Source organism: Mycobacterium sp. 4D054 (assembly GCF_052245755.1).
Lineage (GTDB): Bacteria > Actinomycetota > Actinomycetes > Mycobacteriales > Mycobacteriaceae > Mycobacterium.
The window spans coordinates 72,811-99,355 of sequence record NZ_JBQQCF010000014.1 but is presented as its reverse complement, the minus strand read 5'-3'; the positions used below and the strand labels follow the sequence as shown (position 1 = coordinate 99,355).

Annotated in this window: 24 protein-coding genes, 1 tRNA gene and 2 pseudogenes; 17 read left to right on the top strand and 10 right to left on the bottom strand. The window is 68.1% G+C overall.

Features of this window, described 5'->3' with window-relative positions:
• The first annotated feature begins 20 nt into the window (after positions 1-20).
• Both ACTWP6_RS12875 and ACTWP6_RS12870 read left to right on the top strand, forming a co-directional pair.
• Positions 21-617 (top strand): annotated as a pseudogene (locus ACTWP6_RS12875) (TetR/AcrR family transcriptional regulator).
• A 90-nt stretch (positions 618-707) separates the two neighbouring features.
• A complete protein-coding gene (locus tag ACTWP6_RS12870) occupies positions 708-1,607 on the top strand; it encodes a LysR substrate-binding domain-containing protein (protein ID WP_443187886.1) in 900 nt (299 codons plus the stop codon).
• 308 nt (positions 1,608-1,915) lie between these two features.
• Here ACTWP6_RS12870 and ACTWP6_RS12865 read toward each other — a convergent pair whose 3' ends face one another.
• Positions 1,916-2,869, bottom strand: a complete 954-nt coding sequence (locus tag ACTWP6_RS12865) for a 2-hydroxyacid dehydrogenase (RefSeq protein WP_443187885.1) — start codon at positions 2,867-2,869, stop codon at positions 1,916-1,918.
• 309 nt (positions 2,870-3,178) lie between these two features.
• On the opposite strand from ACTWP6_RS12865, the gene ACTWP6_RS12860 reads away from it, so the two are divergent.
• Genes ACTWP6_RS12860 through ACTWP6_RS12820 form a run of 9 tightly spaced genes read left to right on the top strand, consistent with a single transcriptional unit; the run spans position 3,179 to position 12,612 of the window.
• On the top strand, positions 3,179-4,753 hold the full coding sequence (locus ACTWP6_RS12860) for an ABC transporter substrate-binding protein (RefSeq protein ID WP_443187884.1): 1,575 nt from the start codon (positions 3,179-3,181) through the stop codon (positions 4,751-4,753).
• 27 nt (positions 4,754-4,780) lie between these two features.
• Positions 4,781-5,710: an ABC transporter permease gene (locus ACTWP6_RS12855; protein WP_260756991.1), complete on the top strand. Its 930-nt coding sequence runs from the start codon at positions 4,781-4,783 to the stop codon at positions 5,708-5,710.
• 21 nt (positions 5,711-5,731) lie between these two features.
• On the top strand, positions 5,732-6,721 hold the full coding sequence (locus tag ACTWP6_RS12850) for an ABC transporter permease (RefSeq protein ID WP_260756990.1): 990 nt from the start codon (positions 5,732-5,734) through the stop codon (positions 6,719-6,721).
• An 11-nt stretch (positions 6,722-6,732) separates the two neighbouring features.
• Positions 6,733-7,755, top strand: coding sequence for an ABC transporter ATP-binding protein (locus ACTWP6_RS12845; protein ID WP_443187883.1), 1,023 nt, complete (start codon positions 6,733-6,735; stop codon positions 7,753-7,755).
• The gene (locus tag ACTWP6_RS12840) at positions 7,748-8,761 is read left to right on the top strand and encodes an ABC transporter ATP-binding protein (protein WP_443187882.1); all 1,014 of its coding nucleotides are present in this window, start codon (positions 7,748-7,750) and stop codon (positions 8,759-8,761) included. Before ACTWP6_RS12845 ends, ACTWP6_RS12840 begins: the two co-directional genes overlap by 8 nt.
• Positions 8,758-9,480 (top strand): sulfite exporter TauE/SafE family protein, encoded by a 723-nt coding sequence (locus tag ACTWP6_RS12835; protein ID WP_443187881.1) that lies wholly within the window; start codon positions 8,758-8,760, stop codon positions 9,478-9,480. Before ACTWP6_RS12840 ends, ACTWP6_RS12835 begins: the two co-directional genes overlap by 4 nt.
• Before the next feature lie 10 nt (positions 9,481-9,490).
• Complete coding sequence (locus ACTWP6_RS12830) at positions 9,491-10,291, top strand: IclR family transcriptional regulator (RefSeq protein WP_443187880.1); 801 nt, start codon at positions 9,491-9,493, stop codon at positions 10,289-10,291.
• Positions 10,292-10,307: 16 nt separating this feature from the next.
• Positions 10,308-11,645, top strand: a complete 1,338-nt coding sequence (locus ACTWP6_RS12825) for an enolase C-terminal domain-like protein (protein ID WP_443187879.1) — start codon at positions 10,308-10,310, stop codon at positions 11,643-11,645.
• Position 11,646: 1 nt separating this feature from the next.
• Positions 11,647-12,612, top strand: coding sequence for a 2-hydroxyacid dehydrogenase (locus ACTWP6_RS12820; protein ID WP_443187878.1), 966 nt, complete (start codon positions 11,647-11,649; stop codon positions 12,610-12,612).
• 78 nt (positions 12,613-12,690) lie between these two features.
• Here ACTWP6_RS12820 and ACTWP6_RS12815 read toward each other — a convergent pair whose 3' ends face one another.
• Positions 12,691-13,860, bottom strand: coding sequence for a DUF7159 family protein (locus tag ACTWP6_RS12815; RefSeq protein ID WP_443187877.1), 1,170 nt, complete (start codon positions 13,858-13,860; stop codon positions 12,691-12,693).
• A 103-nt stretch (positions 13,861-13,963) separates the two neighbouring features.
• Between ACTWP6_RS12815 and ACTWP6_RS12810 the strand changes: the two genes are divergently transcribed.
• Positions 13,964-15,049, top strand: a complete 1,086-nt coding sequence (locus ACTWP6_RS12810; RefSeq protein ID WP_443187876.1) for a DUF2855 family protein — start codon at positions 13,964-13,966, stop codon at positions 15,047-15,049.
• On the opposite strand, the pseudogene ACTWP6_RS12805 reads toward ACTWP6_RS12810, so the two are convergent.
• Positions 14,999-15,957: pseudogene (locus ACTWP6_RS12805) on the bottom strand (AraC family transcriptional regulator). The gene ACTWP6_RS12810 and the pseudogene ACTWP6_RS12805 sit on opposite strands and share 51 nt — an antisense overlap.
• 165 nt (positions 15,958-16,122) lie before the next feature.
• On the opposite strand from ACTWP6_RS12805, the gene ACTWP6_RS12800 reads away from it, so the two are divergent.
• Entirely contained in the window at positions 16,123-16,344 is a 222-nt protein-coding gene (locus ACTWP6_RS12800; protein WP_260756978.1) for a hypothetical protein, read from the top strand.
• Positions 16,345-16,361: 17 nt separating this feature from the next.
• Here ACTWP6_RS12800 and ACTWP6_RS12795 read toward each other — a convergent pair whose 3' ends face one another.
• The 4 genes from ACTWP6_RS12795 to ACTWP6_RS12780 all read right to left on the bottom strand — a co-directional run bounded on the left by ACTWP6_RS12795 (position 16,362) and on the right by ACTWP6_RS12780 (position 21,552).
• Positions 16,362-17,102: an SDR family oxidoreductase gene (locus ACTWP6_RS12795; RefSeq protein WP_443187875.1), complete on the bottom strand. Its 741-nt coding sequence runs from the start codon at positions 17,100-17,102 to the stop codon at positions 16,362-16,364.
• An 87-nt stretch (positions 17,103-17,189) separates the two neighbouring features.
• A complete protein-coding gene (locus ACTWP6_RS12790; RefSeq protein WP_443187874.1) occupies positions 17,190-18,629 on the bottom strand; it encodes a UDP-glucose dehydrogenase family protein in 1,440 nt (479 codons plus the stop codon).
• Between the two features lie 207 nt (positions 18,630-18,836).
• Positions 18,837-19,661: a response regulator transcription factor gene (locus ACTWP6_RS12785; protein WP_260756975.1), complete on the bottom strand. Its 825-nt coding sequence runs from the start codon at positions 19,659-19,661 to the stop codon at positions 18,837-18,839.
• A gap of 595 nt (positions 19,662-20,256) precedes the next feature.
• Positions 20,257-21,552 (bottom strand): PE-PPE domain-containing protein, encoded by a 1,296-nt coding sequence (locus tag ACTWP6_RS12780; RefSeq protein ID WP_260756974.1) that lies wholly within the window; start codon positions 21,550-21,552, stop codon positions 20,257-20,259.
• A 188-nt stretch (positions 21,553-21,740) separates the two neighbouring features.
• Between ACTWP6_RS12780 and ACTWP6_RS12775 the strand changes: the two genes are divergently transcribed.
• Together ACTWP6_RS12775 and ACTWP6_RS12770 are read left to right on the top strand one after the other, a co-directional pair.
• Positions 21,741-23,513, top strand: coding sequence for a PQQ-dependent sugar dehydrogenase (locus tag ACTWP6_RS12775; protein WP_443187873.1), 1,773 nt, complete (start codon positions 21,741-21,743; stop codon positions 23,511-23,513).
• Positions 23,514-23,566: 53 nt separating this feature from the next.
• Positions 23,567-23,725, top strand: a complete 159-nt coding sequence (locus ACTWP6_RS12770) for a DUF3349 domain-containing protein (RefSeq protein ID WP_260756972.1) — start codon at positions 23,567-23,569, stop codon at positions 23,723-23,725.
• Here ACTWP6_RS12770 and ACTWP6_RS12765 read toward each other — a convergent pair.
• Together ACTWP6_RS12765 and ACTWP6_RS12760 are read right to left on the bottom strand one after the other, a co-directional pair.
• Positions 23,691-24,113 carry a nitroreductase family deazaflavin-dependent oxidoreductase gene (locus ACTWP6_RS12765; protein WP_443187872.1) on the bottom strand — a complete coding sequence of 141 codons (423 nt, stop codon included), beginning with the start codon at positions 24,111-24,113 and terminating at the stop codon, positions 23,691-23,693. The genes ACTWP6_RS12770 and ACTWP6_RS12765 overlap by 35 nt on opposite strands.
• A gap of 80 nt (positions 24,114-24,193) precedes the next feature.
• Positions 24,194-24,276: transfer RNA gene (locus tag ACTWP6_RS12760), tRNA-Tyr, on the bottom strand.
• 154 nt (positions 24,277-24,430) lie between these two features.
• On the opposite strand from ACTWP6_RS12760, the gene ACTWP6_RS12755 reads away from it, so the two are divergent.
• Positions 24,431-24,922, top strand: a complete 492-nt coding sequence (locus ACTWP6_RS12755; protein ID WP_260756970.1) for a YajQ family cyclic di-GMP-binding protein — start codon at positions 24,431-24,433, stop codon at positions 24,920-24,922.
• A gap of 8 nt (positions 24,923-24,930) precedes the next feature.
• Here ACTWP6_RS12755 and ACTWP6_RS12750 read toward each other — a convergent pair whose 3' ends face one another.
• Positions 24,931-25,407 carry a WXG100 family type VII secretion target gene (locus ACTWP6_RS12750; protein WP_260756969.1) on the bottom strand — a complete coding sequence of 159 codons (477 nt, stop codon included), beginning with the start codon at positions 25,405-25,407 and terminating at the stop codon, positions 24,931-24,933.
• A gap of 111 nt (positions 25,408-25,518) precedes the next feature.
• Here ACTWP6_RS12750 and ACTWP6_RS12745 point away from each other — a divergent pair, with 111 nt between their 5' ends.
• On the top strand, positions 25,519-26,544 hold the full coding sequence (locus ACTWP6_RS12745) for an NAD(P)H-dependent glycerol-3-phosphate dehydrogenase (protein WP_260756968.1): 1,026 nt from the start codon (positions 25,519-25,521) through the stop codon (positions 26,542-26,544).
• Position 26,545 lies beyond the last annotated feature (1 nt).

The window sequence follows — 26,545 nt, the reverse complement described above, 5'->3', positions numbered from 1 at the left end:
CTGCCCATAGAAACTCATCGGTGCGTAGTCACGGCTGGTCGGGGAACGCACCCGCGACCGAGGAGGAGGACATCCGACGCATCCTCGATGCGACGGACGAGCGTGGCCGAAAAGGGCTCGGCGATGCGGATCGCCGACATCGCGCGGGCTCTCCGCGTCACCCGACAGACCGTCTACCGCTACTTCCCCGGCACCGAGTCACTCCTCGTCGCGAGTGCGATGCGCACAGCCCACGGTTTCCTCGACCAGTTGGCTGACCACACAGCGGCCTCACTGAGCCCGCAGCCGCCCTCGTCGAAGGCGTGGCATTCGCCGCCGAGGCACTCAGCGGGGACCGCCAGATCGAGCACCTCCTGCGCACGCGCAGCGACGGTGGGTGGTCGGTGTCACTGACGTCGGAAACCGCGCGGGTGTTCAGCCGCGCGATGTTGCATCGCCTCGACGTGGACTGGAAGAAGAACGGGTGTGACGAGGCCGCGCTGGATGAACGCGCCGAGAGCGGTCTGCGCCCGCTGGCTGGGGCCTGCGATCATCTTCCCGCGCTGGCCTGTGCGATGGATGCGTTGCGTCCACCCACAGGCACGCCGACCTCGCCTCGCCACGACACGGCATGCTGACGACCGAATCCGATTCTGTGGCCATCGGCCGCACCTACACTGATGCTCGCTCGCGGCGCTTCGCGCGCCGCTGATACGAGGAGTGCATCAGTGTTTTCCCTGGCGAGGTTGTCCTGCTTCGTCGCCGTCGCCGAAGAGCTGCACTTCGGCCGCGCCGCGGAACGGCTGCACATGACCCAGCCGCCGCTGAGCCGTCAGGTCCAGCAGTTGGAGAACGAACTGGGGGTGCAGCTGATCGACCGCACCACCCGTGCCGTCACGTTGACGCCGGCGGGCGCGGCGTTCCTGCCCGACGCGCGGCGCATCCTGCAGCTCGCCGAGGGGGCCGCCCAGACCGTCAAACGCATTCCGGCCGGCGATCTCGGCACCGTCGTCGTCGGCTTCACGGCGGCCTCGGCGCATGCGGTGCTGCCCCGGCTGCTGGAGCGCGCCCGAGAGCGGCTCCCGGATGTGAAGCTCGACCTGCGCGAGATGGTCACCGCCGCGCAGATCGACGGATTGATGACCGGCGAGCTCGATCTGGGGATGGCCCGCCCCCCGCTGAAACGCCCCGGTCTGGTGTCACGGCCGCTGCTGCACGAGCAGTTGCTGGCCGCGCTGCCCGAAGGACACCCGCTGGCCGACATGACGCGGGAGCTGACGCTGATCGACCTGGACGGGCAGGACTTCGTCATGTATTCGCCCGTGCAGGCCCGGTATTTCAACGAGCTGCTGATCTCGACGTTCACCATCGCGGGCACCACGCCGCGGTATGTGCAGTACGTGACGCAGGTGCACACCATGCTGGTGCTGGTCCGCTCGGGCATCGGTATCGCGTTGGTGCCGGCGTCGGCGGCGACACTGCATCCCGAGGGCGTGGTGTTCCGGACCATCGGCGCGTTCCGCGAGCGTCCGGTGGAGCTGGACGCGGTGTGGCGCGGCGACTCGACCAACCCGGCGCTGCTTCGGGTGCTCAGAGACGTGCTCCCGCAACAGGAATGGACCACCTGATACCCCGCCGAAATCGCATTCCATGCGGCCATTTCGGGGTTTGACACGCGTGGAATGCGATTTCGGCGATTACCGGAGCAGAGTGTTGAGCGCAGGTTCGGCGAGGTCTAGCGTCAAGAGGAGCCCAACAAAGGAGTTCGTCATGGCCTCCAACAGTTCGAATCAACCAGTGAAGAATCGCGACAACAAGCGTCCGGCGCCTCAGAACGACGGTCACTGCCGGTGCCAGTGCAGCAACTGCAGATCCTCGGCGCACTGCCGCAACGTGGCCGCCGGCTGCGCCATGCGTGGCTGATCTCGGCGGATTCTCAGACGGGTGTGACGAGCGTGCCCGTCTTGAGAAAGCTGTCCAGGTTGCGCAGGGTGAGCGCTTCCATCGCGGCGCGGGTCTGCACGGTCCCGCTGGCCACATGCGGTAGCAGCACGACGTTGTCCAGCCCGAACAGTTCCTCGGGCACCTGCGGCTCGTCAGCGAAGACGTCCAGACCGGCGCCGGCGAGCCGGCCCTGCACCAGCGCCGCGACCAGTGCCTCCTGATCGACGACGCTGCCGCGAGCGATGTTGATCAGATAGCCCTGCGGACCGAGCGCGTCCAGCACCTCGCTGCTCACCAGCCCCCGGGTGCCCGCACCACCGGCGGCCGCGACGATCAGCACGTCCACCCGCGAGGCCAGCTCCACCGGTGACGCCGCGTAGGTGTACGGCGAATCCGTCACCTCGTGCCGGTTGTGGTAGCTGATGGTGCAGCCGAAAGCGCTGAGCCGCACCGCGATTGCGGTGCCGATCCGGCCGAGACCGATGATGCCGACGTCGCTGTTGCTGACCTGACGGGTCAACGGGTACATGCCGTCGACGGGCCAGCGGCCGGCCCGCACGTAGCGATCGGCCGCCGAGAATTGGCGCAGCGTGTCGATCATCAGACCGACGGCGGTGTCGGCGACGCAGTCGGTCAGCACCTCGGGGGTGTTACTCACCCCGATACCGCGGGTGGCCGCGGCGTCGACGTCGGTGGTGTCGTAGCCGACGCCGAAGTTGACCACCGCGCCCAGATTGGGGAGCGCGTCCATCAGCACCGCGTCCACCCCGGTGCGTCCCGACGTCACGACCGCGGTGATCTCGGCGCCGTGTTCGGCGAGGAACGCCGTCCGCTCGGCCGCCTCGATGGGCAGCCGGCGGGCGGCGTAATTCTCGGCGAGCGTGCGCGTCAGCGACGACATCAACGGCCCCACCTGCAACACGGAGCGGTTCTGTGCGGTGCTCATAGTGGTTTTCACGGTACGGCGAGCTGCGGATACCGGTCCACGTCCAAATTGGCATGGACTTATGCCCAAAGCGCATGCCTGCGCCGATGGCTCGCAGCTGTGCGCGGCGCAAGCCCCCGCCTCGGCAATAATCTGCAGGTCAGAGCGTATTTCTCGGGATGCTGTGAGAATGCCCGGTGACCTTGCTGACCCGAAAAAGCGCCGTTTGAGCGGGGTTGACGCTGTTTTCCCGGCGCTCCTACGGTGTGGTTGCCATCACAGCCCGCATCTACATACGTAGACGTCACTATCCCCGGCCCGGGAGGATCGATGAACCCCAGCACCGTGTTCGAGCCCCGGCGGCAGGTCGCCGTGCTGGCCCTCGCGGCGGCCACCATCGCGGCCGGCGGCTGCACCGTCGCCAACTCCGGCGGCGGCGGGTACGACCCCGAGACCCTACGCATCGTGCTCCAGCAGGAACCCCCGACACTGGAACCCTGCGAGAGCTCGCTGACATCGACCGGCATCGTGGTCCGCTCCAACATCACCGAGCCACTGCTCGAGCGCGACGCCAACACCGGCGATTTGAATCCGCTGCTGGCCACTGAATGGCAGCAGACCAGCCCCACCGAATGGACGTTCACCCTGCGCGATGGGGTGACCTTCTCCGACGGCGCCCCGTTCACCTCCGAGGACGCCGCGTTCTCGATCGACCGGGCGGTCAACTCCGATCTACAGTGCAACGTCGACGGCTACGTCTTCGGTGACGAGGAGCTGAGCCTGCGCACCCCCGACCCCACCACCGTGGTGGTCGGCACCACCGAGCCCGATCCGATTCTGCCGCTGCGTATCTCGTTCATCGAGATGGTGCCGCGCACCACCAGCACCACCGAGAAGGTCCGCGAACCCATCGGCACCGGGCCCTACGCGATCGCGCGCTGGGAGTACGGCCAGAAGCTCACCCTGGCCCGCAATCCGGGCTACTGGGGCAGCCCACCCGCCTTCGCCAAGGCCGAATACCAGTGGCGCAGTGAGGGAAGCGTCCGGGCGGCGATGATCACCAACGACGAGGCCGACATCGCGGTCGGCCTGGGCCCCGAAGACGGTGCCGGCGATCTCGGAGTGCCGTTCCAGAACAACGAGACCACCGCGCTGCGCATGCAGGCCACCGAACCGCCACTCGACGACATCCGGGTGCGCCAGGCGATCAACTACGCGGTCAACCGCACCGGCATCGTCAAGGCGTTGTTCCGCGACCTCGGCCAGCCCGCCGCGCAACTCATCCCCTCCGGCGTCGTCGGATACAACGACGAGCTGCAGCTGTGGCCCCACGACCTGGACAAGGCCAGGGCGCTGATCGACGAGGCCCGGGCCGACGGGGTGCCCGTCGACCGCCGGATCCGGCTGATCGGGCGCACCGCGCAGTTCCCGAAGATCACCGAGACCATCGAGGTGCTGCAGAGTGAGTTCACCGAGATCGGGCTCAACGTCTCGATCGAGATGATGGACACCGCATCGCAATTGGAGTATCAGTTGCGGCCGTTCCCTCCGGACACCGGCCCGTATCTGCTGATGATCATGCACGGCAACCAGGCCGGCGACGCCGCGTTCACCCTCGACCAGTACATGCTGTCCGACGGCCCGCAGGCCGCGTACGGCACACCGGAATTCGACGCCAAGATCCGGGCGGCCGAGGCGCTGACCGGTCAGGCCCGCCAGGACGCGTTCGCCACGCTGTTCGCCGAGGAACCGCAGGAGATCACGCAGATGGCCTATATCGCCCACATGAAGGGGATCCTCGGCAAGTCCCGGCGCATCGACTACACCCCCAATCCGGCGACCGGCGACGAAATGCTGCTGGCCGCAATGACTCCGGTCGGCACCGACCGCACCGACCAGTCCTGACTCCGACGTTCAAGAAGGGCCGCCCTCATGTTCTCCTTCGTCCGGCGCCGGATGTACACCAGCGCACTGCCGTTGATCATCGTGTTGCTCGGCGTGTTCCTGCTCGCCCGGCTCACCGGTGACCCCACCAACCTGTACCTGCCCGAATCCGCGACGCAGGAACAGCGCGAGGCGTTCGCGGCCGCCAACGGGTTCAACGATCCGCTGATCACCCAGCTGGCTGACTACTTCTCCGGCGTCATCCACCTCGACTTCGGCTCCTCGCTGCGCACCGGCGAGTCCGCAGCCGAGATGGCGCTGCGCGCGTTCCCGGCGACCCTGCAGCTCGCACTGACCACGATGCTGCTCGCGATCGTCGGCGCCATCGTGATCGGCTGCTGGGCCGCCTACCGCCCGAACTCGCTCGCCGACCGGTTCTCGTCGCTGCTGTCGATGACGGCCGCGAGCATCCCCGACTTCTGGTTCGCCATCACCGGGGTGTGGCTGTTCGCGGTGCTGCTCGGCTGGCTGCCCACCTCGGGCACCGACGCCGGCATGCTGTCGTGGATTCTGCCGATCGCGACGCTGATGATCCGTCCGCTCGGCGTGCTGACCCAAGTCGTGCGCGGTGCAATGGTTTCCGCGCTGTCGGCGCCATACGTGCGGTTGGCGCGCAGCAAGGGCGCCGGCGACTTCCGAGTGGTCACCCATCACGCGCTGCGCAACGCCGCGGCACCCGCACTGACCGTCGCCGGCGACCTCGCGGTCGGCCTGATCAACGGCGCGGTCGTCGTCGAGGCCATCTTCGGCTGGCCCGGCATCGGCAAGCTGATGATCGACGCGATCCTGCAACGCGACTTCGCGGTGCTGCAGGCCGCCGTCCTGCTCACCGCGGTCAGCATCTTCCTGCTCAACATCGTCATCGACGCCTGCTACGCGCTGCTCGACGCGCGGGTGCGCGAGCCCGCCCGAGTCTGAGACGGCATAGGAGACCCCACCATGACTCAGATCGACCTTGTCCCGGTCAAGCCGACCACCGCGATCCTCGGCGCGGACGACACCGAAACCTCCCGCAAGCGGGGCGGATCCCCGTGGTTGCGGCTGCTGGTCCACGACCGCGTCGCCGCCGCAGCGGCCTGCATCCTCGGATTGGTGTTCCTCACCGCGATCTTCGGGCCGATGCTCGTCGGCGACCTGGCGACGAAGATCGACCTGGACAACTCCAACCAGCCCCCGTTCACGCTGACACACGGCTGGGCCAATGTCCTTGGCACCGACCCGCTGGGTCGCAGCATGCTCGCTCGCCTGATCGTGGCCTGCCAGACCACGCTGTCGGTGGCCGTTCCCGCGGTGATCATCTCGGCGGTCGTGGGCTCGGCGATCGGCATGTGGGCCGGCTACTACCGCGGCTGGCGGGAGACACTGGCGATGCGCGTGGCCGACGTGATCATGAGCTTCCCGTCGCTGCTGCTCGCCGTCGTCGTGCTCTACGTGTTCTCCCCCAGCGCCGCGAACATCGTGCTGGTGCTGGCGATCACCCGCATCCCGGTCTACCTGCGCACCGCCCGCGCCGAATCGGCCGAGTTGCAGAGTCGGGTGTTCGTCGACGCCGCGCGCACCTTCGGCGCCGGCGCCAACTCGATCATCTGGCGCCACGTGCTTCCGATCGTGCTGCCGACGCTGTTGACCGTCGCGACGTTGGACTTCTGCTACGTGATGCTGGCGGAAAGCTCCTTGAGTTTCTTGGGCATCGGCATCCAGCCGCCCGACGTCAGTTGGGGTCTGATGGTCTCGCAGGGCCGCACCTATCTGCACAGCGCGTGGTGGCTGTCCTTCTTCCCCGGCCTGGCCATCGTGATCACCACGGTGTCGGCGACGATCCTTGCCGCGTGGGCCCGGATCGCGACCGACCCCGCCCAGCGGTGGCGGCTGACCGTCCCGCAGAAGCGTCTGAGCACGTTCACCAAAACCGGAAAGCGCCTGCCATGAAAGGTCCGAGCATGACCGCACTCGTTGATCGCGACGTTCCCGTGGACTCCGTGGACGCCACACCCGTGCTCGACGTCGAGGGCCTGACCGTCGAGGTGCGTACCATCACCGGAACCCTGCGCGCCGTCGACGGCGTCTCCTTCCAGGCCCGCCGCGGTGAAACCCTGGCGCTGCTGGGGGAATCCGGCTGCGGCAAGTCCATGACGGCCACCGCGCTGGTGGGGCTGCTCGAGCCCGTCGCCGACATCGTCAGTGGCACAGCCAGGCTCGCGGACGTCGACCTGCTCAGCGCCGGCCGCAAGAAGCGCCGCGAGATGGCCGGCACCGAGCTGGCGATCGTGTTCCAGGACGCGCTCACCGCGCTCAACCCGCTCTATACCGTGGGAACCCAACTGGCCGAGCCGTTCCGGATTCACCACGGCCTCGGCGCCAAGGAAGCCAAAGGCAAGGCCGTCGAACTGATGACGCGCGTCGGGATCCCCCAACCCGAAACCCGGCTCAACTCCTACCCGCACCAGTTCTCCGGCGGCATGCGGCAGCGCCTGCTCATCGCGATGGCGGTGGCGCTGAACCCGAGCGTGCTGATCGCCGACGAACCCACCACCGCACTCGACGTGACGGTGCAGGCGCAGATCATGGCGCTGCTGCGGGATCTGCGCACCGAGTACCGCATGGCCGTCGTGCTGATCACCCACGACCTCGCGCTGGTCGCCGAGGAAGCCGACCGCGTGGCGATCATGTACGCCGGCAACATCATCGAGACCGGCACCGTGGCCGAGGTTTTCGCCGACCCCAAGCATCCCTACACCAAGGGCCTGCTGAACTCCGTGCCCGTCGACGCCCGTCGCGGTGACGCGCTCAAATCCATCGGAGGCACCCCGCCGGACCTGCACTCCATCCCTGAGGGTTGCGTCTACCAGGCCCGCTGCCCGCTGGCCGCCGACGTGTGCCGCACCACCCGCCCGGCGCTGACGGGCGTGGGTGCAGATCGCAAAGCCGCCTGTCACTTCCCGGAAGAGGTCTGCAATGTCTGAGATTCCCGACACCTTGCTCGAGGTCCGCGACGTCCGCAAGAGCTTCCGCGTGCCGCACGCCGGCAAGAACAAGCTGTGCGCGCTCGACGGCGTCACGTTTGACCTGCGGCGCGGCGAGACACTCGGGCTGGTCGGCGAGTCCGGCTGCGGAAAGTCCACGCTGGCGCGCACTTTGCTGATGCTCGAGCGTCCTGATGAGGGCAGCGTGCGGTTCGACGGGGTCGACCCGTTCAGCCTCAAAGGCGCCGACCTGCTCACGTTCCGCCGCCGCGTGCAGATGGTGTTCCAGGATCCCTACGCGTCGCTGAACTCCCGGATGTCGGCCGCCGAGATCATCGCCGAGCCGTGGCGCAGTCACAAGGGCATCATCAAGAATCGCCAGGACCGCGACATGCGGGTCCGGGGTCTGCTCGATCTGGTCGGCCTGGGCGCCAAGGCGGCAGACAAATACCCGCAGGAGTTCTCCGGAGGCCAGCGTCAGCGCATCGGCATCGCCCGCGCCCTGGCCCTGAACCCAGACGTGATCATCTGCGACGAGCCGGTTTCCGCGCTCGACCTGTCGGTGCAGGCCCAGGTGCTCAACCTGCTCAACGACCTCCAGGAGCAGCTGCAGATCTCCTACATCTTCATCTCGCACGACCTGTCGGTGGTGCGCCATGTCGCCGACCGGGTCGCGGTGATGTACCTGGGCCGGATCATCGAGAACGGGCCCACCGAGGCGGTCTTCGAGCGGTCCAACCATCCCTATACCGCCGCACTGATGTCGGCGGCGCCGACGCTGGACGGCACCCGGCGCAGACAGCGGATCCTGCTCCAGGGCGAGGTGCCTTCCCCGATCAACCCGCCGTCGGGTTGCCGGTTCCGGACCCGCTGCTGGAAGGCCACCGACGTGTGCGCGACGGCGACGCCCGCCGCCGCTGTGGACACCGGTGTCCCCGGCCACAGCGCGCTGTGCCACCACCCGCTGCCGCTGGAAGGGAGTGCCCGTGAAACCGTACCGGCATGAGTGTCACGGCCTATTGCGTTCTCGCGACGGCGATCCTGCTCGCCTCTGCGCTGCAGGCGTCGATCGGATTCGGCATCGGGATGTTCGCCGCTCCGGTCGTCGCGCTGGTGGACCCGGCGCTGATTCCCGCCACACTGATCATGGTGGCGACGCTCGTCACGCTGATCGTCGTGGTGCGCGAACGGGAGTCGATCGACCTGCGGGGCACGGGCTGGGCGCTGGTCGGCCGGGTTCCGGGGACCGTCGCCGGGGCGCTGCTGCTCGCTGCGCTTCCGCACCGCGCGTTATCGATCCTGCTCGCCGGCGTGGTGCTGGGCGGCGTGGTCCTGACCAGCAGCGGGTGGATCCCCTCGCCGCGGAGGCGCAATGTCGTGGCCGCCGGTGCGGCGTCCGGACTGCTCGGTACCGCGACCGCGATCGGTGGTCCGCCGATGGCGCTGGTGTGGCAACGCAGCAGCGGCGCGCAGCTGCGCGGCACGATGAGCGGCTTCTTCCTGGTCGGTTCGCTGCTGTCGCTGGGGATGCTGGGCCTCACCGGCGCGGTCGACCACCGCACCTGGTGGGGCTTCGCGGTGATGGCACCCGCCGCGGTGGCCGGTTACCTACTTTCCACCGTCATGAACCGGCATCTGAATCCGCAGCGGTTGCGCTGGTTGGCGATCGGGGTGTCGGCGACGGGCGCCGTGGTGCTGATCGCGCGGGAGCTGCTCTCGATGTGAGGGGTGCGGCGTGACCGAACCCGACCTGTCGGTGCGCAAGGTCAAGTCCGCGGTCCGCACGGTGGAACTGCTCGAGTACCTGGCCGCCCGGCCCGATGAGCCGGCGCGGCTGCGCGAGATCAGCGACACACTGGGTATGCCCCGCAGCAGCGCCCACGCGTTGCTACGCACCCTGGTCCGCGAAGGCTGGGTGCGCTCAGATCCCACGGGAACGCTGTACGGCATCGGGATTCGCGCTCTTCTGGTGGGCACCAGTTACCTTGACAGCGACCCGTACCTGCCGTTGATCATCCCGTTCCTCGACGAGCTGCGCGCCGAGTTGGACGAGACGTTCCACCTCGGTCGCCTCGACGGCACGGACATCGTGTACCTGGCGACCCGCGAATCCACCAAGTACACCCGCACATCCAGCCGCGTGGGCAGGAGGCTGCCGGCCTACGCCACGTCGCTCGGTAAGGCGTTGCTGGCCGAACGATTCGGCGCCCGGCGTGACGAGCATGTCCCGTCCACCCTGAAAAGCCTGACACCGCGCACCATCACCGACCGCTCGCTTCTCGACGATGTCCTCGACGAGGTCAGGATCCGGGGCTACGCGTGTGATGACGAGGAGAACACCGTAGGCCTACGTTGTTTCGCGGTGCCGTTGCGCTACTGCAAGCCCGCCCAGGACGCCATCAGCGCGTCGGTGCCGGTGGGACGGCTCGACCCGCAACGTGAACGTGACATCGTCGACGCGCTGCGCACCATGGGAGACAAGGTGTCTCGCGTGGTGCGCCCGTTGGCCAACGGCGACAAGTGGTTCGCGTCATGACAATCGGAGGAAACGCATGAGCACACCCGTCGTCACCGACGTCACCGTCATCCCCATCGCGGGTCATGACAGCATGCTGCTGAACCTGTCCGGCGCCCACGGACCGTTCTTCACGCGAAACCTGGTGATCATCCAAGACTCGTCGGGGAACACCGGTGTCGGCGAGGTGCCGGGCGGCGAAGCGATCCGCGCCACCCTGGAGGAGGCGCGCGCGATCGTCACCGGCCGCCGCATCGGGGACTACCATGCCGTGCTCGGTGACATCCGCCGGGTGTTCGCCGATCGTGACGCCGGCGGCCGCGGCGCCCAGACGTTCGACCTGCGCGTCACCGTGCACGCCGTCACCGCAGTGGAATCCGCGCTGCTGGACCTGCTGGGTCAACACTTGGAGGTCCCGGTGGCCGCGCTGCTCGGCGACGGGCAGCAGCGTGAGCGGGTGCAGGCGCTGGGCTACCTGTTCTTCGTCGGTGACCGCGCCCGGACCGACCTGGCCTACCGCTCCCCCGCCGATGAGGCGCCCGACGCGGACGAGTGGTTCACCGTCCGCCACGAGGAGGCACTGACCCCGGAGGCGGTGGTGCGGCTTGCCGAGGCCGCCCACACCCGATACGGTTTCGCCGACTTCAAGCTCAAGGGCGGTGTGCTGCCCGCGCCCGAGGAGGCCAAGGCCGTCATCGCACTCGCCGAGCGTTTCCCGGACGCCCGGATCACGCTGGACCCCAACGGTGGATGGCTTCTCACCGATGCGATCAGAACCTGCCGTGAGCTGACAGACGTGCTGGCCTACGCCGAGGATCCGGTGGGGCCCGAGGGCGGATTCTCCGGGCGCGAGGTGATGGCGGAGTTCAAGCGGGCGACCGGGCTGCCGACCGCGACCAACATGATCGCCACGGACTGGCGGGAGATGGGTCACGCCATCCGTTCCGGGGCCGTGGACATTCCGCTGGCCGATCCGCACTTCTGGACGATGGCGGGGTCGGTGCGCGTCGCGCAGCTCTGCGATGCCTGGGGACTGACGTGGGGTTCGCACTCCAACAACCACTTTGACGTGTCGTTGGCGATGTTCACCCACGTCGCCGCTGCCGCGCCCGGTGACATCACCGCGATCGACACGCACTGGATCTGGCAGGATGGTCAGGCGATCACCACCGACCCGTACCGCATCGTCGACGGCTACCTGACCGTGCCGGACGCTGCGGGCCTGGGCGTGCGGCTCGATGAGGCCGCGGTGGCTGCGGCCCATGAGCTGTATCGACGCGAAGGTTTGGGTGGCCGGGACGACGCGGTCGCGATGCAGTACCTGATACCCGGGTGGACGTTCGACGCCAAGCGGCCCGCGCTGGACCGGGACTGACGTGAACATCGTTGTCGCGGACCCCAACCTGGTACCGCATCGCGAACGCTTCGAAACGGCGGTGCCGTCGGGGTCCGAGGTGCACTGGCACATCGGTGGCGTGCCGGATCAAGCGCTGCGCGACGCCGAGGTGTTCATCGGTTCGCGATTCACCGCAGACATGGCCGCGATGGCCAAGACCCTGCGGCTGGTGCACCCCGCGGCCGCGGGGACCGACAAGATCGATCTGGCTGCACTGCCCTCGGACATACTGGTGGCCAATACTTTCCACCACGAGCGGTCAATCGCCGAGTACGTGGCGGGCGCTACGGTGATGCTGCGCCGAGGATTCCTCGCCCAGGATGCGCAGCTGCGGCGGGGTGTCTGGGCCACCTCGGTGTACGACCGGTCGATTCCGCAACCCACCACACTGAGCGGCGCCCGCATCGGGTTCGTGGGCTTCGGGCACATCGGGCGGTACTCGTGGAAACTGCTGCGCGCGTTCGGATGTACGGCTGCGGCAGTGACCGGTTCAGGCCGCGTCGCCGATGAGTGCGGGTTGGACTGGGTGGGCGACACCGGCCAGTTGCAGCGGCTGCTGCGCGACTGCGACGTTGCCGTGGTATCAGCGCCGCTGAACCGTCACACCGAGGGCATGATCGGCGCAGTCGAACTGGAGGCGCTCGGCCCGGACGGGGCATTGATCAACGTGGGCCGCGGCGCGCTGGTCCAGGAGCGGGCACTGTACGACGCGCTGACCGGCGGCGCCATCAAGGGTGCGGCCATCGACGTCTGGTACCGGTATCCAGCCGACGGATCAGGTTGCCCGCCAAGCGTTCTCCCGTTCGGTGAGCTGTCCAACATTCTGATGACGCCGCATTCTTCGGGTGTCACCACCGACACGTTCACCGGCCGCGTCGACGACGTCGCCGCCAACATCGGGCGGCTGCAGCGCGGCGAACCGCTGCACAACCTCATCCCCCACTGACCGCCGAGATTGCGTCCAGCGCGGGATTTTCCCGACTTGACGCGCGTGGAATGCGATTTCGGCGAACTAGTGCCGTGATCAGTACTGCGGTTCGTGGAAGCGGTTGATGATCGGGAGGCGCTCGATGATGCGATCGCGCAGACGCGGCTGCGGAGCCGGCGGCACCTGCGGCACCACGGCCGGCACCTGCGCGGGCGGGGCGGCCGGCGGCACGTAGGCCGGCGCAGCGGGAGCCGGCGGCAGGTAATTGGCCGGCGGCGCAGGCGGCACATAGGCCGGTGCGGGCGGGATCACCGGCGCCGGCGCGGCGGGCTCCTCGTATACCGGGGGCGGGGCCTCGGGCAGTGGGGGCGCGACGGCCTCGGGGGCCGGCAGCTCGACGGCGACGGGCTCGGCCACCGGCGGCGGGGGCGGCGGGGCCTCCGGCTCGGGCGCCTGCGGGGCGGCCTTGGCGGGCTTGGGTGGTGCCACGGGCTCGGCGGTCGGCTCGGTCACCGCGCGCGCCATCTCCGGGGCCGGATCGTCGGGGGTCAGGCTCATGCCGACCGCCACCGACAGCGACACCACGAACGTCACCACCGCGGCGGCCAGCACCGAGACCAGCGTCGCCGTCGGTGACAACCTGCGCCGCCGCGGTGCGGCCTCCGCGTCGAGGAGCGACACCGCCGATCCGGCCGCCAGCGCCGCACCGCGGGCCAGCGCGAGGTCGGCCTCGTCGGCGGAGACCACCGGCACCTGCAGCCGCTGCTGCAGCGCGGCCACCACGTCGGCGACGTCGCCGGAACCGAGCACGAAGACGGCGTCGGGATCCAACCCGTCGACCTCGGCGAGCGCGGACGGGTCCACCCGGTCGGCCGTCACGCCGTCCGGTGTCACCGCGGCGATCAGCGAGGTTCCGGGCTCGGCGATGCACACCACCACCCGCTCCAGGCCGGCCAGGTCGGCGATACCGCAGGCCAGAGCCTCGGCGGCCTCGACGTCGGACACCGCGATGACGTTCTCGACCGCGCGGTCGGTCAGCGCCTGCCACACCGCGCTGGCGGTGCTCTCCGCTTCGATGGTCCAGGTCAAACCGATCGCGTGCACCGGCCGGTCCAGCAGCCGAACCACCAGAGCGGCGGCGCTGAAGGCGTCGTCGACGGGCACGGTGCCGCGGTCAACAGTGCGGCTTTCCCCGCTCGTCGCATCGTCGACGAGGACCCAGCGGATCGATGACGCCGTCATCGACAAACCGAGTACGAGGTCCATAGTTGAGCTACCAATCTTCCTGAGACTGGTTCTCGACATTACCGCGACAGATCGCCACGGCACAGCCGCCGCCGATCAGGCCCTCGGGGTTACCATCGCTGCGGTGACGACGCGGCTCGTGATCCAGCGGCACGACATTCGGCAAACCCGCTGGCAGGACACCCCTTCGCCGGCTCTGGGCGACGGTGCGGCGCGGCTGCGCATCGACAAGTTCGCGCTCACTGCGAACAACATCACTTACGCCACGTTCGGCGAGCTGATGAACTACTGGCAGTTCTTCCCCACCGGCGATCCGGCCACCGGCTCGCTGCCGGTCTGGGGCTTTGCGGCGGTGGCCGAGTCGCACTGCCCGGGTGTGGCGGTCGGTGACCGGTTCTACGGCTACTACCCCGTCGCCGACGAGGTGGTGCTGTATCCGGAGCCGGTCGACAATGGCGGGTTCACCGACGCCGCCGGCCACCGCAGCGGTCTGCACCCGGTCTACAACCGGTATGTGCGATGCAGCGCCGACCCCGGCTATGTCGCCGAGTTCGAGGAGCAGCAGGCGTTGTTGCGGCCGCTGTTCTCCACGTCGTTTCTGCTCGACGACTTCCTGGCCGACAGCCGCTTCTTCGGCGCCGACACCGTGATCCTGTCCAGCGCGTCGAGTAAGACGGCCTACGGCACCGCGTTCTGCCTGTCGCGGCGTGCGGGGGACGTACGCACCGTCGGGCTGACGTCCCCGGCCAACCTGGATTTCACTCGCTCACTGGGCTGCTACGACAATGTCCTGACCTACGACGACGTCGAAGCGCTGCCCGAGTCGCCGGCGGTGTACGTCGACTTCAGCGGCAGCGCATCGGTGCGGGCCGCGGTGCATCACCGGTTGGGCGAGCGACTGGTCTACGACTGCGCGGTCGGCGGCACCCACTGGGACGCGCTCGGCGGCGACGCCGGCCTGCCCGGTCCGGCCCCGATGCTGTTCTTCGTTCCGGACTGGGCCGCCAAGCGTGTCTCTGAATGGGGCCAGGCGGCGCTGCTGGAGCGCGTCGCGGCAACCTGGATCGCATTCATGGAACCGGTGAGCCACGCCGAGGACCCGTGGCTGACGGTGGTGTCCGGCCATGGCCGCGACGCCGTCGACGCGTGTTACGCAGCGCTACTGGACGGCACGGTTCCCGCCCGCGAGGGCCACGTCCTGTCGCTCTGACCGCCCGCGGGCGAACTCCGTCGGCGAGCAGCCCGCCGCCCGGTTGAACGCGGTGGTGAACGCCGTCGCCGACTGGTAGCCGACCCGCCGCGCCACCTGCGCCACCGACGGTCCTCCGCTGCGCAACAGATCCTTGGCCATCGCCACGCGCCACTCCAGCAGGTACTGCATGGGCGTCATTCCCATTGTGCGCGTGAACCTTTGGGCGAACACCGCTCGGGACACCGCCGCCGCCCGGGCGAGTTGCTCGACGGTCCAGCCGTGCGCGATGTCGGCGTGCAACTGCTGCAGCGCGGGGGCGAGCACCGGGTCGGCGAGCCCCGCAACCAGCCCGCGTCGGGGACGGTCGAGATCCGTCGCGGTGTGCACCCGGACCGCCTCGATCAGAAGCACTTCGACGAGCCGCGGAGGATGGCGTCCCGGCACGGGCCGTTGGCATCGGCTTCCTCGATGATCAGCTCAGCGAGGCGGTGCAAGCGCTGCGCGCCGGCCTGGTCGGCCCGCACCAGGATCAGTGGCGGCAACAAGGCGACCAGCAGCGTCGCGTTGGCGGGATCGAAGCGGAAGTAGCCGCCCAGCATGCGCATCGTGACCGGTTCCATGGCGCCGCCGTGCCGGGTGTGGCGGGAATGGTCGAGCGTGCTCGGCGTCGGGGCGATGCCGCTGTCCGCGCCGAGCGTGAACTCCGGGGTCTGAGGCAGCAGCAGGAAATCGCCCTGGTGCAGCTCGACAGGGTCAAGCCCGTCGGCATCGAGCAGGCACGAGCCCTGCAGCATCAGGCAGAATGCGGGGCCGCCGTACCGAGGTTTGCGAACACTCCATCGACCGCCGCCGGTGATGACCTTCGACAGCACGGCCTCCGGGCTCAGCAGGGACATCAACTCGTCCATCGGCTCGGCGTTGCCCACACGCAGACGCTAGCGCGCCGTCCACCGATCGGGGGACAAACGTTTCCACCGGCGCATCCACCGGTAGGCGGACAGACGCCGCGGCGCCGGGCGGGCATTCTTGGTTCATCGCCGGAACACTCCGGCCGACAACCTCAACGATCAACTCGCACAGGAGAATCCACTATGAACAAGCTCACCCGCATCATCGCACTGCCGCTGGTCTCGGCCGGCATCCTCGCCGGAACGCTCGGTCTGGCCGGCACCGCCGGCGCGGCGGTGAGCTCCAACAGCACCAACGGCAGCCACTCCATCGTCGCCACCCCCGACAAGCACAGCAACAACCCGACCATCAACACCTGGAAGCAGCGGCACCGCCACCACCACAACAACCACTGGCGCCACTGAGGGCCGCGCCGGTTCGGCTAGCGGGCGGCCAGGGCGACGGCGTCCGCTCCGGCGGCGTACCGGAGCCGATCGGAGGGATCGGTGGCCGCTTCGAGAACGACGTCGGCGACATCGCCCGGGGTGGTCACCGCCCCGGGCGATTCGAATGCCGCCAGGATCGGCGCGGCGAAGGCCTGGTAGTCGGCGGGGATCAGGCCGGCCATCCGCTGGGACCCGTTGCCCGCGAACTGCGTCGACGGCCCGTAGCCCGGCTCGACGAGCTTGGCGCGCACGCCGAAGTACGCGAGTTCCAACGCGAGGGACCCCGTGAACCCTTCGATCGCGGTCTTGCTCGCGGTGTAGGCGGCTGCCAGTGGCATCGCCGCCAGGGTCACACTGGAGGTGACGTTGATGATGACGCCCGACCGCTGGGCCCGCATCTGCGGTATCACCGCCTGTGTCATCGCCATCACGCCGAACGTGTTGGTTTCGAACAACTCTCGGACGGTCCGCGCCGGGGTGGCTTCGAAGGCGCCAACCGCACCGATTCCGGCGTTGTTGACCAGCACGTCGACCGGGCCCGCGGCCTCGACGGCGGCGGCGATGCTGTCCGGTTCGGTCACATCGAGCGCGAGGATTCGCAGCCGGTCGGACCGGGGGAGCACGTCGACGCGCGGGGATCGCATGGTGGCGACGACCTGCCAGCCTTCGACGAGGAAGCGCCGGGCCGTGGCGAGGCCGTAACCGGACGAGCAGCCGGTGATGAGAACGGTGTTCATGATTGAGAAGTCAAGCCGTCGTGCGGCCGCCGCTCAACGCCGCGGCGTCTGGAAGTTCTTCGCGATCGTCTCGGCTCCGATAATCGACTATCCGGTGTCGGCCACGTCGCCCCACGACCGGAGCCGCTGCATGACGATCTCACTCCACACCTTGGACGACGAAATCGACTGGGTCTGTACGGGGTGGCCGCCTTCGGGATAGGTGACACCCCTGCCCATTCCGCGGTACTGCCATCCCGCACCGCGCCACCGTTGCGGGTCCAGGCAATTCCGTCCGTCGATGATCCGGCGTTTGTGCACCACCGGCTCCAGGTCCGCGGGCCGGAGCTCCCGGAACTGCTGCCACTCGGTCAGGACCAGCACGACGTCGGCGTCCCGGCACGCCTCGACCGCATCTGGCGCGTAGTCGAAGTTCGGGAACACCGCGCGGGCGTTGTCCATGGCGTGGGGGTCGAACACGCAGATCGAGGCGCCCTCCGCGTGCAGCTGGCCGGCGATGTTCAGCGCGGGTGAGTCGCCGACGTCGTCCGAATCGGGGGTGAACGACGCTCCGAGCACGGCGACGCGGGCACCCGCGAGCCCGCCCCCGAGCATGTCGCGGGCCAGACCCACCATCCTTGACCGGCGCCGCACGTTGATGCTGTCCACCTCGCGCATCAGCATCAACATCTGATCCGCTCCCGCCTCGCCGGCGCGGGCCATCACCGCGCGAACGTCCTTCGGCAGCGCTCCCCCGAACCCGACGCCGGCGTCGAGCAGGTCGCGGCCGATCCGCGGGTCGCGCCCGACCGCGTCGGCCACGAAGCAGACGTCCGCACCGACCGCATCACACATCTCCGAGACCGCGTTGATGAACGAGATCTTGGCAGCCACAAAAGAGTTCGCCGTCGCCTTGACCATCTCGGCGGTGGTCAGGTCGGTCACCAGCAGCGGCACGCCGGCGTCGACGAACGTGGCGTACACACCCCGCAGCACCCGTTCGGCATAGTTCAACCGATCGGTCTCGACGCCGAGCACGATCCGGTCGGGGGCCAGGGCGTCCTGAACCGCGTGTCCCTTGCGCAGGAAGTCGGGATTCCAGCCCAGATTGACGGCGTATCCCGCCGGGGCGAGCTGGCGGAGCCGGGCACTGACCTGCCTGGCGGTACCCACCGGCACCGTCGACTTACCGAAGACCACCGCCGGCTTGGTCAACCGGGGCGCCAGGTGGTCGACGACGGTGTGCAGCGCGGTGAGGTCGGCGCCGAGTTCCCCGGCCTTCTGCGGCGTGCCGACGGTGATGAAGTGAACACGGGCGAACGTCGTGGCCTCGTCGTAGGAGGAGGTGAATAGCACGGCTCCGCGCTGGACGTGCCGTCGCAGCAGTTCTGCCAATCCCGGTTCGTAGAACGGTGTTTCGCCTGCCTGCAGGCGAGTCAATCTGGGCAGGTCGACGTCGACGACCATGACGTCGTGGCCGAGCTCGGCCATGCACGCCGCATGGGTGACACCGAGATGCCCTGCCCCGAAGACCGCGATCCGAGCCACTTCCGTCAAACCCCTTCGGCATAGCTCGGCAAACACCTGTGACGACTCATGTTGACCGCAGCCCCTCTCCCGCGAGTGGTGCCGGCCGGATCGAAGCGACGATCCCGTGGAGGCCGTAGCTAACGATCCGACCGACGTGCTCCACTATCCGGTGGCACCCGCAGGCGGTACATAGACCGTTGGAGCCAATTTCGGCTCAGATCTGGACTAGTCCGCCGGTTCCGTCTCGGTCACACGGACCGTCCGGAACCGCGCGGCGGCCTCCGCTCGATTGGCCACCCCGAGCTTGGTGAGGACGCTGTGGACATGGTTTTTCACGGTGTGGACCGCGATGCAGAGCCTGTCGGCGATGTCGCGGTTGGAAAGACCTTGCTCGAGCATCCGAAGGATCTGGACCTCGCGGGCGGTGAGGACTAGTTCCTTGGCCGCCGGTTCCCGTTGAGAGGCCAGGCTGGAAAGCCGGCGCAGCAGGATCGCCGACACTTTCGGCGAACAGAGCATCTCCCCTTGAGCAACCCGGCTCATGACGGTGAGCAGGTCGTCGAGTGATTCGTTGCGCAGGTGGTATCCGGCGACGCCGGCCTCCGCGCAGGCGACGATGCCGTCGTCATCGTCCTCGGCCATGCCGAGCACGATCACCCTTGTGCGCGGGTCGACCTCGAACACCGCGTGCAACAGCACCACACTGTCGCGGGTGTTGATGTTCAGCAGCACCAGTGCCGGCGGGCTGGCGGTCAGAGCGGTGAACAGCGAAGGCAGATCCCACGCCACGCACACCGAGCCCGCACCGTTCCTGCTGAACACCGCCGCCAGGTTCTCCCGGTTCAGTGTGCAGTCATCGATGATCAGCACACTCGAATCACACAACGACCGGCACTCGGCGCCGGACGCCGCGGCGACCGGCGAACCATTGGTGGTTGCCGGGGCCGGTGCCGGCTGCGTCGGCGGCGACTGCCATGCCACCCCGTCGCGCAGCGCATCCCGCAACGGGCTCGGCGACAGCGGGCGTTGATACACGCATTCGGTCGACATACCCCGCCCGTCTCGCCCCGGCCGGCGGCGCACCGCGATCACCGCCGAGCGCGACCCCCAGCCAGCTGGATTTGCTGATGATTGCTCAGTTCCTACAAGTTTCGCCGGCATTCCTAACCCCCGATAGGTCAAACCAACGTCCTGACATCATCGGACGCAACGTAATTGTGGCCCACGCAGGAGGTGGCTGCGCCGCTTTCGCTGCCGCCATTTTGCAGGTAGTTGCACATGATGCTTAGTTGCCAGATATTCCCATTAGCGTATGCATATCCGGTTGACGCCGGATGATACGGACATATTTGTATCTGGGATTGTCGTTACACACAGTGGTTGAACTGCAGAAATAGTGTTCAGCAGGTAGGTCCAGTACCAGATCTGCGGCCTCGATCAGATGTCCCAGATCCGATCTAGCTCTTGAGAAATGTTTGCCAGATTTGCAATCATCCGCACAAAATCGAGAGAAGCGGCGGGCGTTGCACCTTAGCCCCGCGGCTGGGAGCGGCCCCGGTGGGCAAGCCTGGAAGCCACCACAGCGACCATCCAGCAAGTCTGCAGGGCTCTGGCAGGTGCAATCGTTGCTCGTGGACCTGTGCCCTCAGGCGGCCTCGCCGGCGTCGGCACCGGTGTCCGACGGCGCCGTCGCCGGTTCGTCGTCCTCGGTCGACTCCTCCGGCCCGTCCTGCCCGTCGCTCTCCCCGGCCCCGTCATCGACCGGGGTGGTCTCCGACTCTTCGTCGACCACCGCCGACGTGTCGATGTCGTCCGCAACGTCGTCATCGTCGGCCTCGATCGCCTCGGTGGCGCTGTCGTCGCCGGGCTCTCGGACCTCGTCGCTGAGGTTCTGGACCTCGCTGATCTCGACGGCCTCGTCATCGCGGCGGCGCTGGGTGTCTTCGTCGGTATCTGCCGCCGGACCTTCGGGCACCTCGGACTGCTCCTCGACCACAGGCTCGGTCTTGGTCGGCGGCGTGAGCGGCGCGAAGAACGTGGAGCGCTTCGGCACGCTGTAATCGCTTCTGTCGTAGGCGAGTTCGATGAACTTGCGCAGCGGGGCGTCCAGCGCGGCGATGACCGGATCGGGCAGCCACGCCACCGGCATCAGCAGCGGCACCGGATAGGTCTTGAGCACGTAGTAGTGGGTGTTGGAGTCCGCGTCGAACTGGTAGTAATCCGAATCCCCGGACTCCTTGGCGTCTTCCAGCTCCCCGGCGGTCAGGTCAAGCTGAATGTTGCCGTGTACGAAGATGATTCCCATGATCGCGTTCGCGATTGCCACTGGGTTCCACAAATAGGTCGGGAAGTCGGCCCACCCGTCGTACTGGCGCACGACGTCGTGGGTGAGGTCCCCGTTGTTCGGGGTGGCGCCGTCGAAGGTCAAGTCCACGATCGGGACAGTGATCCCCTTGAAGCGCTGCATCACACCGCCGTTGGGCCGGTTCGGGTTCGCGACGAGAACGTAGGTGTTGCCGGTGTGCGCGCCCTTGTACTGAGATGCGACGACCGCGCCCTGGGAGAATCCGAAGATCACATCACCGGCGGCCGGGTCCCGGGCTTCCAGCGCCCCAACACCCTGGCGCACCGACTTGTTGAACGTCAGGTCGCGGAAACCGCCGTGTGAGACAGGCCAGAAACCGCCGTTGTAATCGACTTTCTGGTAAGGCGAGTCCGGCGGCGTCACTCCGGCGCCGTCGATCACCCTCCCGATGAAGTCCTGGTACATCTGCTCGCTGGGCAGGTAGCCGATGCTGGTGCCGCGCAGATAATGCAGTGACGCCGTCAGCGCAGGAGCGACCGACACCGCGGGCGCGACGCCGATCGCGGCGGCGCCGGCCAGTGCGACGCCGGCGGTACCGACCGCCGATACCGCTGCCTTGATGCTCTTCTTGCCCATATGTCCCCCTCCAGCGCCGCCGCTGTTCTGCAAGCCCACCGAGTGTAGGCAGATCAATTTGCTGACGCCAAGGACGGATTTTTGCTGGAACGCGGCGAAACGCAGTGATCTAGAAGCTCGGTGCCTAGAGTTCGATGAGTTGTGTACGTCGTGCTCGGACAGGCGGTGTGCTTTCGCGAGGAGGCGGCATGGGGGGATCGGGCGGGTACGCGCGGCACGTGGGGCGGATCGGTGGTCTGGCGTTTGCTCTCGGGGTGGGCACTGCGCTGCTGACCGGCACGGCGGTGGCGGCCGCGGGAACGGGTGAGCCGGGGACGCCGACGACGAACTCGTCGGCATCGGCACCGGACGGCACGGATTCGGGACCGGCCACCGACTCCCCGACAGCGTCGCTCGGCGGGTCCGAGGAGCCCGACGACGTCGAGGACGACACCGACGTCGCGGCCGACGATGCCGATGCCGAGGCCGAGTCGGAGGACACGAAGGCCGACGACGCTGCCGAACCCGAACCCGAAACTGACAGCGAGACGGAGCCGGAAGCCGAGGGCGAGGGTCCGGATACGACGTCGCGTGCCGAGGGCGGGTCACCGGACCCGTCGTCCCGCACCGCCGCCGGAGTCGCCGCCGAGGTCGAGGAGCCGAGTTTCTTCGAGAAGCTGTTCTCCAACACGTCGCCCACACTGGATCACCGGCCCGCCGAGGACACCGTGATCGAGGGCCGGGTCGTCGGCGACCTGCGGGCCCACGACCCGGACTCGTCACGGCTGACCTATACCGCGACCAGGCCCCAGCACGGCTCCGTCGTCGTCAACGCCGACGGCACCTTCCTTTACACACCCGGCGACGATTACCCGGGGCAGGACACGTTCCAGGTCACGGTCAGCGACGCTCGCAGCGGCTTCCACATCCACGGCGCCGCAGGTCTGCTCAACTTGTTCACCTTCGGGCTGCTCGGTAGCAGCGGGCACCGCACCACACAGACCGTGTTCATCGGCTACGACCGCGCCACGGTCGTCGACGGCCTGGCCTCGCCGGTGGATTTCCGCTTCCTGCCCGACAGTCGCATCCTCGTCGCCGAGAAGGCCGGCGCGATCCGGGTCGTGGAGAACGGCGTGCTGCGCGCGGACCCCCTGATTCAACTGGCGGTGCGCACGGATTCCGAACGCGGCATCGCCGGGCTGGCCGTCGATCCGGCGTTCGCGACCAACGGCCGGCTCTACGTGGCGTACGTCGCGGCCGACACCACCCGAAACACGTTGGCCCGGTTGGTCGTCACCGGTGACACCGCGACCCTGGACAAGGTCCTGGTCGAGTCCTCGCTGTCAGCGGCGCCCAACCACCACGGCGGCGCGCTCGACTTCGGCCCCGACGGCGCGCTGTACTGGGGTGTCGGTGACAACGCCGTCGGCGCCAACGCCCAGAACCTCGGCAACATTCACGGCAAGATCCTGCGGCTGCACACCGACGGCAGCGTCCCCGCCGACAACCCCGTGATCAACGGCGCGCGCACGCACATCTACGCGTACGGGTTGCGCAACCCGTTCCGGCTCACGTTCACCCCGACCGGGCAGCTGCTGGTGGCCGACGTCGGGAACGCGGCCTTCGAAGAGGTCAACCGCATCACCGCGGGCGGCAACTACGGCTGGCCGAGCTCGGAGGGCGTGTGCACCGCCGGGTGCGCAGGTAAGTCGGATCCGGTGTTCACCTATCCGCGCGGCGGCGGCGCGGCGATCACATCGGTGGCCGTCTACCAGGGCCGGGTGTTCATCGCCGACACCGTTCAGGGCTGGATTCGGACGCTGACCTGCACACCGGACTACACCTCGTGCGGGGACGTGCGAACCTTCGACCCCACGGCGGGTGCCACCGTCGTGCTGGCTGCGGGGCCCGACGGCAATCTGTACCAACTCACGTACTCACCGGGCCGGCTCGTCACGATCACACCGGCGACGTCGGTTTGACGACGGCCGTCGGCGGGAACAATGGCGCCACATTCGACCCGCAGGAGGTGGACATGCCAGGCCCGTTGCTCAAGGTGCTCGACTTCTGCCGCGCCGGATATCCGCCCACGGGCGTTCCGGCGCACGGGTACGTCCCGCTGATCGCGCTGTACGGACGCCGCGACGCCGACGCTGCGATCAGCTCGACCGCACCAGCTCGACGACGGGGATGACCCGGGAAGTCAACGTCTGGTAGTCACCGAACTGCGGTTCCGCGGCGACCTGCTTGGCGTAGATCTCGTCACGCTCAGCGCCCGTCAATGTGCGTGCCGTGGCCTGAAACGTCTCGGCGCCCAGCTCGATGGTGACGTGGGGATGCGCGACCAGGTTGCGGTACCAGTCGGGGTCGGTGTCGGAGCCGCCCTTGCTGGCGAAGACGAAAATGCGGCCGTCGTCGAGCAGCGGGACCAGCGGCGCGATGCGTTCGATGCCCGACCTGGCGCCGATGTGGTGGACGAGCACGAGCGGCTTGCCCTCGAATATGCCGCCGGCCATGCCGCCGGTGGCGCGGAACTCGTCGATCACCGCGCGGTTCATCTCGTCGAACGCTGCTTTATCCATGTCCGGTATGGACGCCTCGGCCTGCGGTCGATATTCCCGGCGACGAAATCAGGCCCCCTCGAAAGGGGGCCTGACCAGCGTGGCAGGTAGTGGATTCGAACCACTGTAGGCGTAAGCCGACGGATTTACAGTCCGCTCCCATTGGCCGCTCGGGCAACCTGCCGGGGTACTGCATGTGCGCTGCACAGCGCGCTCAGCAGGATACAACGAGGACGGTGCCCGACTACAAATCGCCGGGTGGGGGGCGGTGTCCGGCAGGTCGCGGGCAGCGGCCAAGATGGACCCCAGCACCGACACCCGAGGGAGGGACGAGTCCAATGGCGGATTCATCGTTCGACGTCGTCAGCAAGGTCGACCGCCAGGAAGTCGACAACGCGCTCAACCAGGCTGCCAAGGAGCTGTCGACCCGCTTCGACTTCCGCGGCACCGACACCAGCATCGCCTGGAAGGGCGAGGAGGCCATCGAGATCGTCTCCTCCACCGAGGAACGGGTGAAGGCCGCCGTCGACGTGTTCAAGGAGAAGCTGGTCCGTCGGGACATCTCGATGAAGGCCTTCGATGCCGGCGAGCCGCAGCCCAGTGGCAAGACCTACAAGGTCAGCGGCACCCTCAAGCAGGGCATCTCCAGCGAGGACGCCAAGAAGATCACCAAGATCATCCGCGACGAGGGCCCCAAGGGCGTCAAGGCGCAGATCCAGGGCGACGAGATCCGCGTCAGCTCGAAGAAGCGGGACGACCTGCAGGCCGTCATCGCGCTGCTCAAAGGCTCCGACCTCGACGTCGCGCTGCAGTTCGTCAACTACCGCTGACGACCCACTCAGCGCAGCACGCCGCGCAGGCCGGCCGCGGTGCCGGCATCGATCCGGTCGAACAACTGCAACAGCCGCCGGATCAGCGCGGTGAAGCCCGGCTCGAACCCGCGGAGCAGCGACGGGAACTGCGGGGCGATCGCGTGACCGGCGTCGGTCACCGTCCACCCCGACGCCCGTAACGCCTCCACCAGCCCGGTCAGCCCGTCGCGCGCCTGAGCCAATTGCGCGCCACCGGAATCCAGTGTGCGGCGCACCGCCTCCAGCCGCTCTCGAAGTCGCACCTGCGCGGCCAGATTCTGTTCGGCCTGATCGACGGTCACCTCACCAGAGGCACCGCGCCACGCACCACGCAGCCGTTGCACGGACCGGCGCTGCTGCGCGATCAGCTCGTCGAGCTCACCGATCTTGGCGCCCAGATCGGCCGCCGCGCCCGTCAGGCTCCGCGGATCGAAACCCTCGACCGTCGACACCGTGAACGGCACCAGCAACCCCCTCAGCAGTCGAGTCCCATTATCGCCGCCGCGAGGGCGGGGTTGGTGCACGTATTCCAAACCAGCCCTCGCACCGGGGGTCTCGTCCTAATGTGATGTCCCATGGCACCAGCGCAACGTGAGCCCAGAGTCGTCGTTCTCGGAGGGGGTTCGTGGGGCACCACCGTCGCCTCTATCTGCGCCCGGCGCGGGCCGACACTGCAATGGGTGCGCTCGGAGGAGACTGCGGCCGACATCAACGAGAACCACCGCAACTCGAAATACCTTGGCGACGAAGTGGAATTGGCGCACACGCTGCGCGCCACCACCGACTTCACCGAGGCCGCCGAGTGCGCCGACGTGATCGTCATGGGGGTGCCGTCGCACGGGTTCCGCGGGGTGCTGACCGAGCTGGCCGCGCACCTGCGGCCATGGGTGCCGGTCGTGTCGCTGGTCAAAGGCCTCGAGCAGGGCACCAACTACCGGATGAGCCAGATCGTCGACGAGGTCCTGCCCGGGCATCCGGCCGGAATCCTGGCCGGTCCCAACATCGCCCGCGAGGTCGCCGAGGGCTACGCCGCGGCCGCGGTGCTCGCGATGCCCGACCAGCATCTGGCCGCCAACCTCGCACAGTTGTTCCGCACCAAGCGGTTCCGGACCTACACCACCGACGACGTGGTCGGGGTCGAGATGGCCGGGGCGCTCAAGAACGTCTATGCGATCGCGGTCGGCATGGGCTACTCCCTCGGGATCGGCGAGAACACCCGGGCGATGGTGATGGCTCGAGCGGTGGCCGAGATGTCCAAGCTCGGGGTCGCGGTCGGCGGTAACCGCGACACGTTCGCCGGCCTGGCCGGCATGGGCGACCTCATCGTGACGTGCACGTCGCAGCGCAGCCGCAACCGGCACGTCGGCGAGCAGCTCGGGCAGGGCAAGTCCGTCGAGGAGATCATCGCGGCGATGAACCAGGTCGCCGAGGGCGTGAAGGCCGCCAGCGTGATCATGGAGTTCGCCGACAAGTTCGGCATCGCGATGCCGATCGCGCGCGAGGTGGACGGCGTGGTCAACCACGGTTCGACCGTCGAGCAGGCCTACCGCGGGTTGGTGGCCGAGAAGCCCGGCCACGAGGTGCACGGCACGGGGTTCTAGG